This window comes from Dactylosporangium sp. NPDC049140 (genome assembly GCF_040648435.1).
In genome coordinates, this window is record NZ_JBEZDS010000072.1 from 5,473 (window position 1) to 13,363 (window position 7,891).

The window sequence follows — 7,891 nt, forward strand, 5'->3', positions numbered from 1 at the left end:
ATGAGCGGTACGGAGCGAAGCGGAGTGGCCGCTCGTCAGCTGGCACAGCTTTCGTCAGGGCGCGGCCGGAGCGAAGCGGAGGTCGCGTCATGAGCGGTACGGAGCGAAGCGGAGTGGCCGCTCGTCAGCTGGCACAGCTTTCGTCAGGGCGCGGCCGGAGCGAAGCGGAGGTCGCGTCATGAGCGTCGCGGTGCAGGACCGGCCGCTGGTGCTCGGCACCGGCCACGGCGGGATGCCCGCGCGGCGGGCCGTGGCGCGGTGGGCCTGGCGGCTGTTCCGGCGCGAATGGCGCCAGCAGCTGATCGTCCTGGCCCTGCTGGCCCTGGCCGTCGCGGCCACCACCGCCGGCCTCGGCATCGCCGCGAGCGCCCCGTCGGAGGCGGCGATCTTCGGCACCGCCGATCACCTGGTGACGCTCGAGGGCACCGGCGACCGGATCGCGTCCGGCGTCGCCACGCTGCGCGGCTCGTTCGGCACCGTCGACGTCATCGAGCACACCAAGCACATCGCGGTGCCCGGCTCGGCCAACGGCATCGACCTGCGCGCCCAGGACCCGCGCGGGGTATACGGCGGCACGATGCTGCGCCTCGACGAGGGCCGCTGGCCGCAGGGGCCCGGCGAGGTCGCCGTCACCGGCCGCGCGGCGAGCCTGCTCGGCCTGCATCTCGGCGGGCCGTGGAACCAGGACGGCCGGGCGCGGACCGTCGTGGGCGTGGTCGAGAACCCGTGGAACCTGCGGGACACGTTCGCCCTCGTGGCACCGGGGCAGACGGCCGCCGTCGACCACGTCGACGTGCTGCTGCGGGTGTCCTCGGACGAGTACCGGGCCGGGGCGCGGCCCCCGGGCGCGTCGACCCAGGTCCGTTCGGACGAGAGCGGCACCGCCCAGGCGATGGTGCTCATGCTGGCCACGATCGGGCTGGTGTTCGTCAGCCTGCTGGCGGGCGCCGGGTTCACCGTGATGGCCCAGCGGCGGCTGCGCGCCCTCGGCATGCTCGGCGCGATCGGCGCGAGCCACCGGCACATCCGGCTGGCGCTGCTGGCCAACGGCGCGGTCGTCGGCGCCGCCGGCTCGCTCGCCGGCGCCGTCCTGGGCAGCGCCGGCTGGATCGTGCTGAGCCCGCTGCTGGAGACGCCGCTCGGGCACCGCATCGACCGGTTCGCGCTGCCCTGGACGACGGTCCTGCTGGCCGTGCTGCTGGCGGTCGTCGCGGCCGTCGCCGCCGCGTGGTGGCCCGCCCGGGCGGCCGCCCGCGTGCCGGTCGTGGCCGCGCTCTCCGCCCGTCCGGCCTCGCCCCGCCCGGCCCACCGGTTCGCGGCCCTCGGCGTCGTCCTGCTGGCGGCCGGCCTGACCGCGCTGTACCTGGCCCAGCAGACGAAGCCGCCGTTCATCATCGGCGGCGTGCTCGCCACGTCGGTGGCCCTGCTGCTGCTCGCCCCGGTCGGTATCGCCGCCGTCGGGCGCCTCGCCCGGCGGGCACCCCTGGCGCCCCGGCTGGCGATGCGGGACCTGACCCGGTACCGCTCCCGGTCCAGCGCCGCGCTGGCCGCGATCGCGCTCGCCGTCGGCATCGCCGCCGTCGTGACCCTCGGCGCCGCCGTCACCGTGGCCAAGGCCGCCGCGCCCACGGGCGGCAACCTGCCCCGCGACCAGATCGTCGTGTGGGTGTCGCAGGAGAAGTTCTACGGCCCGGTGCCGGTCGTCGCGCCCGCGGAGGCCGACGCGCTGAGCAAGCAGGCCGATGCGATCGCCGCGGACCTGCACGCCGCCGCGACGGTCCCGCTGATGGGCGTCTCCGACCCGAACGTGCCGCTCGAGCGGGGCGGCCGGCCGCCGGTGACGCTGGCCAAGCCCCACGACCCGGGCCCCGGCTCGCCGGGCGGCGTGATGTACAGCAGCGCCGACATGATCGGGATCTTCGTCGCCACGCCCGAGCTCCTGGCGTACTACGGCATCGACCCGGCGAGCGTCAACGCCGACGCCGACCTGCTCACGCCCCGCGCGAGCATCGCCGGCTACGACCTGGCCGGCGGCGGCCGCGGCGGTCCCCCCGTCCAGCCGGTCCTGCAGCACGTGACGCTGCCCGACTACGGGTCCCTGCCCAGCGTGCTCATCACGGCGCACGGCATACAGCGGCTGCACTACGCCGCGGTCCCCGTCGGCTGGCTCGTCGACGGGCCCGGCGCGCTGACCACGGCCCAGGTCGACAAGGCCACCCAGACCGCCGCCGCGGCCGGGCTCAGCGTCGAGTCGCGCCCGACCGGGAGCGACGAGGCCCGGCTGGCCGACCAGGTCACCGCGGCCGGCATCGCGCTCGCGCTCGGCGTGCTCGCCATGACGGTCGGCCTGATCCGCAGCGAGACGGCCCGGGACCTGCGCACCCTGACGGCGGCCGGGGCCCGGCGCGGCACCCGGCGCGCCCTCACCGCGGCGACGGCCGGGGCCCTGGCCCTGTGCGGGGCGGTCATCGGCACCGGGTGCGCGTACCTGGCGATGCTGGCCTGGTACCACCGGGAGACACACTGGCTGGGCCATCCGCCGCTGCTCAACCTGGCGGCGATCCTGGTCGGGCTACCGGTGGTCGCGTACCTCGGGGGCTGGCTCCTGGTCGGCCGGGAGGCGCGCGGCATCGCCCGCCAGGCGCTGGAGTGATCCGAGCCGCCGGCGGCCCGGCGACGCAGTGAACGCGGGGCGCAGCGCGGCGCCGACGCCGGCGAGGACCGATCCGGCGAGCAGCCAGCCACCCAGCACGTCGGTCGGCCAGTGGGCGGTCAGCGCCACACGGCTGATGCCGACCAGCCCGGCCCACCCCGCGGCGGCGCCGACCAGCGCCGCCCGGGACCGGGCGCCCGGCATCAGCCGCCAGAGCAGCACGACGACGATCCCGGCGGCCACGGTCGCCGAGGTCGTGTGCCCCGACGGGAAGGCCCAGCCGGCCGTGGCGGTGAGCCGCTCGGCCGGCCGGGGCCGGTGCACCAGCGCCAGTACGGTGAGCCGGGCCGCGGTCGCGACCGCCGAGGCGCCGAGCAGGAAGGCGAGCCCGGCCCGGTCGCGGCGGGCGAGCGCGAACAGCACCCCGACCGGCAGGGCGATCAGCAGCACGGCGGTGTCGGCGCTGTGGGTGACGGCGGACATGACGGTACGCCAGGCGCGATGCCCGGTCGCGAACCGCAGGGCGGCCCCGTTGACCGCGGCGTCCCCGCGCACCAGCGGGCCGAAGCGCATGGCGACGAGCCCGGTCAGCGTGGCGAAGGCCAGCGCGAGGACAACGGCGACGACCCGCCGGTCGACCGCCTTCTCAACGATGGCGTGAATACGGCAAGCGTAACTCCGACATGCTGTAGTTGGTACCTATCGAAGATGTGTCCGGCGCGCTTTTCCTCAGGTGCCCGGGTCGGCCGGGAGCATCACCGTGACGCGCAGGCCGCCGCCCGGGTTGGGCCGGGCCCGCACCGTCCCGCCGTGGATCTCGGCGATCGCGGCGACGATCGTCAGGCCCAGGCCGAAGCCGTCCGCGCTGGTCCGCTCGTGCAGGCGGCGGAACGGCTGGAACAGCGCCCCGACCGACTCCGGGGTCACCATCGGGCCCCGGTTGGTGATCTCCAGCCGGACGTGTCCGTCCACTGTGGACGTCGTGAGCCACACGTCGCCGCCGGGCTCGTTGTAGCGCACCGCGTTGTCCACGAGGTTCGCGGCGAGCCGTTCCAGGAGGATCGGGTCGCCGAGCGTGGTGGCCGGCTCCAGCGCCAGGTGGGTCCGGCGGTCGCGCAGGTCGATGCCGTCGAGGGCGTCTTCGGCCACCGTGGCGAGGTCGGTCGGTTCGCTGACGGCGGGGCCGCCGTTGCTGCGGGCCAGGGTCAGCAGCGCCTCGATCAGCATCTCGGCATGCTCGACGGCGGCCCGCACGTCGCGGGCCATGCCGATCAGCTCGGCCTCGGTCGCGTGCGGCTTGGCCAGCACCACCTCGACGCTGGTGCGCATGACGGTGAGGGGCGTACGCAGCTCGTGGCTGGCGTTGGCGATGAACTGCCGCTGCCCCTCGAACGAGCGCTGGAGCCGGTCGAGCATCCCGTCGAACGTGTCGGCGAGCTCGCGCAGCTCGTCGCGCGGGCCGCCGAGGGCCACCCGGGCCGACAGGTTGTGCTCGGTGGCGGCCCGTGCGGCCGCGGTGAGCCGGTGCACCGGGCGCAGCACCCGCCCGGCGACGAACCAGCCGGCCACGGCGGCCAGCAGCGTCGCGGCGCCGAGGCTCAGCCCCGACTGCCACAGCAGCGAGTCGAGGGTGGCGTCGCGCTGCGACTCGACGCCGGCGATGACGCCCTCCTCGTAGGCCCGCTGGCACTTGTTCCGCAGGTTCTGGTCCTCGGTCGGCTGCCCGTTGAGGATGCGCTTGCAGGCGTTGATGAACTCGTCCGGCGGCCGGTCCTTCTGGCCGGCGGGGCTGCTCAGGCGCGGCGCGTCGCCGGTGTCGGTCGGCTGCTGCAGGCTCGCGGCGAGCAGCCCGTAGGTGATGGCGACGAGGGCGACGCCGCACAGGGCGAACAGCAGCGTGTACAGCAGCGTCAGGCGGACGCGGACGGTGAGCCGGGGGCGTCTCACATCCGGTAGCCCTTGCCGACGACGGTCTCGATGAGCGGCGGGGCGCCGAGCTTGCGCCGCAGGCGGGTCAGCGTGACCGAGACGATGTTGCTGAACGGGTCGACGTGGGCGTCCCAGACGTGCTCGAGGAGCTCCTCGGCGCTGACCACCGCGCCGTCGGCGGCGACGAGCACCTCCAGCACGCCGAACTCCTTGCGGGTCAGCGACAGCGGCCGCCCGGCGCGGCTGGCCCGGTGCCGGGCCCGGTCGACGGTGAGGTCGCCGCGGCGCACGACCGGCGGCGCCGACGGGGCCCGCCGGGCCAGGGCCCGCACCCGGGCGACGAGCTCGTGGAAGGCGAACGGCTTGCCGAGGTAGTCGTCGGCGCCGAGCTCCAGCCCGTCGACGCGGTCGTCGACCCCGGACGCGGCGGTCAGCATGAGGATGCGCGCGCCGTCGACGGCGGCCAGGGCGCGGCACACCTGGTCGCCGTGCACGACCGGCAGGTCGCGGTCGAGCACGACGACGTCGTAGCCGGTCTCCGCCGCGCGGGTGAGGGCGGCGCCGCCGTCGTGCACGACGTCGACCGCCATGCCCGCGTCGCGCAGCCCCTCGCCGATCCGCGCGGCAAGCGTCGCGTGATCCTCGACCACCAGCACCCGCATGCCGCCCATTGTGCGCCGCCGCGCATGACATCCGTCCGACATGGCGGGTAGCGCCCGTGTCACGGGTCCGCGCGTAGATGTGGTGGGCATGAGAATCGGACTGCTCACCGTCGCGGCGCTGGCCGTCGCGGCGCTTACCGCATGCAGCTCCAGTTCGTCGCCCGGCGTACCGAGCCTGGGCGGGACCGGGCAAGCGACGGGCACGGCCGCCGGCGGGTGCCTCAGCGCCTCCGCCGGCCTCGACCAGCTCACCCAGGGGGAAGGCGGCGGGGACGGCAAGGGCGGCGCGAAGCCCTCCGGCGCGCCGGAGCAGTCCGGCGTCCCCCAAACTTCCGGCGGCGACCTGGGCTACCAGCCGACGTGCGCCGGGGCGACCGGCGACGCGCGCAAGAACGCCCTGCACGCCGCGGCCGACTGCATCCGCCAGCACGGCATCCCGACGTATAAGGACCCGGTCCTCACCGCCGACGGCCACGTGTTCACCGACGCGCGCAGCCTGCACGACGCCGAGGAGACCGCCGTCCTGGCGGCCGCGGACGCGTGCAAGGACCTGATCGTGGCCGCGCAGCTCGTGCCCGACGGGCAGGCGCCCGCGCCGCCGAAGCTGGTGCAGGCCGGCGTGAAGTCGGCGCAGTGCATGCGCGCCAACGGCCTGCCGAACTTCCGGGACCCGAACGCCAACGACCTGTTCACGCCCGGCCACGGGTTCGGCATGCACCCCGAGGACCTGCCCGGGGACAAGAGCGATCCGACGGTACAGCACGCGCTCGAAACGTGCCGCCCGATCCTCGACGCCGAGGCTCGCGCCTCCAGCCTGGGGAGTCTGGCGGAATGAACCGGCGCACGCTCATGACGACGTCGGCCGCCGCGGTCGCCGTGACCGCGACCGGCGGCTGGTTTGCCTGGCGCTACCCGGGCGGGGCGAGCCCGGCCGCGGCCGAGGTGCCCACCACGACGGCGAAGGTGAGGCGAACCGACCTGTCGACCAGCACGCAGGTGTCGGGCGCGCTGGGGTACCGCGGCGACTACAGCGTGGTCGCCCAGGGCGCCGGCGGCACCATCACCGCCCTGCCCGACCCGGGCACGGTGGTCAACCGCAACGACGCGGTCTACGAGGTGGACAACCGCCCGGTGCGGCTGTTCTTCGCCGACCGCCCCGCCTTCCGCCCGTTCGAGTCCGGCATGACGGCCGGCCCGGACGTGCGGGCGCTGGAGGAGAACCTCAAGGCCCTCGGTTACCTCGCCTCCGCCGACGGTACCTTCACCGCCGCCACGGCCACCGCGATCCGCCGCTGGCAGCGGGCGACCGGCCAGACCGTCACCGGCCGCGTCGAACTGGGCGAGGTCGTGTTCCAGCCCGGCGCGATCCGGGTCAACGTGGTCACCGCCAAGCTCGCCGTGGAGGTCCACGGCGGCGAGCCGGTGCTGACCGCGACGTCGACCACGGCCGTGGTGACGATCAACGTGCCCGCGGGCCAGACCTACCTCGTGCACCCGGGCGACACGGTGAACATCACGCTGCCGGACCACAGGAAGGTCGAGGGCAAGGTGGCGTTCCTGTCGCCGGTGGCCGACCAGCCGCAGCAACAGCAGGACCCGGGCCGCGGTGGGCCCGTGCTCGTGCCCGGGATCGTCACCCTGAACAACCCGCAGCTGGGCACCAACCTCGACCGGGCGCCGGTCCAGGTCGCCATCACCGACGCCTCGGTCACCGGCGTCCTGGCGGTGCCGATCACCGCCCTGGTCGCGCTGGCCGGCGGCGGGTTCGGCGTCTACCGGCGCAACGGCGCCGAGCGCACCCTGGTCGGCGTCACCCCCGGGCTGTTCTCCGACACCCTCGTCGAGGTCAAGGGCGACGGCCTGCACGAGGGCGACGACGTGGAGGTACCGTCATCGTGACCGCCGCCCTCGAACTGCACGGCGTCGCCAAGACCTACCCGCCGCCGACGACCGTGACCGCACTGTCCGATGTGGACCTCGTGGTCGAGCACGGCGAGACGGTCGCCATCACCGGCGCGTCCGGGGCCGGCAAGTCGACGCTGCTGAGCATCCTGGGCACGCTGGAGCGGCCCACCGCCGGCACGGTCCGCGTCGCCGGTACCGACACGTCGAGCATGTCCGACGCGGAGCTGTCCGGCGTGCGGGCGTGGCACATCGGCTTCGTCTTCCAGCAGTTCTACCTGCTCGACCACCTCACGGTGCTGGACAACGTGGCGACCGGCCTCATGTATCGGGGGATGCCGGCCGGCACGAGGCGGGAGCGTGCCGCCGCGGCGCTGGAGCGCGTCGGGCTGGAGGGACGGATGCGCCACCGGCCGGCCCAGCTCTCCGGCGGCGAGCGGCAGCGGGTCGCGATCGCCCGGGCGGTCGTCGGCGGGCCGGCGGTCCTGCTCGCCGACGAGCCGACCGGCAACCTCGACAGCGGCAACGGTCACGAGGTCATCGCGCTGCTCGCGGGGCTGCGCGACACCACGGTCGTGCTCATCACCCACAACGCCGAGGCCGCGGCCGCGATGCGGCGGCAGGTCCAGCTGCAGGACGGGCGGGTCGTGCACGACTCGGGGGCCGCCGCGTGAGCGGTCCGGAGCGGAGCGGAGGGGCCGTGAACCAGGGGCACAGTGTTGTCGCGCCGTTGCCGGAGCTTGCG

At 75.2% G+C, this 7,891-nt stretch carries 7 protein-coding genes; 4 read left to right on the forward strand and 3 right to left on the reverse strand.

Annotation, left to right across the window (positions count from 1 at the left end):
• Positions 1-178 precede the first annotated feature (178 nt).
• Complete coding sequence (locus AB0B76_RS54005; protein ID WP_360392658.1) at positions 179-2,653, forward strand: FtsX-like permease family protein; 2,475 nt, start codon at positions 179-181, stop codon at positions 2,651-2,653.
• Here AB0B76_RS54005 and AB0B76_RS54010 read toward each other — a convergent pair.
• From AB0B76_RS54010 to AB0B76_RS54020, 3 genes are all read right to left on the reverse strand, one after another.
• Positions 2,573-3,226: a phosphatase PAP2 family protein gene (locus AB0B76_RS54010; protein WP_360392661.1), complete on the reverse strand. Its 654-nt coding sequence runs from the start codon at positions 3,224-3,226 to the stop codon at positions 2,573-2,575. The two genes, AB0B76_RS54005 and AB0B76_RS54010, sit on opposite strands and share 81 nt — an antisense overlap.
• Before the next feature lie 156 nt (positions 3,227-3,382).
• Positions 3,383-4,600, reverse strand: a complete 1,218-nt coding sequence (locus tag AB0B76_RS54015; RefSeq protein WP_360392664.1) for a HAMP domain-containing sensor histidine kinase — start codon at positions 4,598-4,600, stop codon at positions 3,383-3,385.
• Positions 4,597-5,244: a response regulator transcription factor gene (locus AB0B76_RS54020; protein WP_360392667.1), complete on the reverse strand. Its 648-nt coding sequence runs from the start codon at positions 5,242-5,244 to the stop codon at positions 4,597-4,599. The genes AB0B76_RS54015 and AB0B76_RS54020 overlap by 4 nt, the downstream gene beginning before the upstream one ends.
• Positions 5,245-5,332: 88 nt before the next feature.
• On the opposite strand from AB0B76_RS54020, the gene AB0B76_RS54025 reads away from it, so the two are divergent.
• The 3 genes from AB0B76_RS54025 to AB0B76_RS54035 are packed head-to-tail and all read left to right on the forward strand — an operon-like array spanning position 5,333 to position 7,820.
• Positions 5,333-6,079, forward strand: a complete 747-nt coding sequence (locus AB0B76_RS54025; RefSeq protein WP_360392670.1) for a hypothetical protein — start codon at positions 5,333-5,335, stop codon at positions 6,077-6,079.
• The gene (locus tag AB0B76_RS54030; protein WP_360392673.1) at positions 6,076-7,143 is read left to right on the forward strand and encodes a peptidoglycan-binding domain-containing protein; all 1,068 of its coding nucleotides are present in this window, start codon (positions 6,076-6,078) and stop codon (positions 7,141-7,143) included. The genes AB0B76_RS54025 and AB0B76_RS54030 overlap by 4 nt, the downstream gene beginning before the upstream one ends.
• Positions 7,140-7,820 carry an ABC transporter ATP-binding protein gene (locus AB0B76_RS54035; RefSeq protein ID WP_360392676.1) on the forward strand — a complete coding sequence of 227 codons (681 nt, stop codon included), beginning with the start codon at positions 7,140-7,142 and terminating at the stop codon, positions 7,818-7,820. The genes AB0B76_RS54030 and AB0B76_RS54035 overlap by 4 nt, the downstream gene beginning before the upstream one ends.
• Positions 7,821-7,891 lie beyond the last annotated feature (71 nt).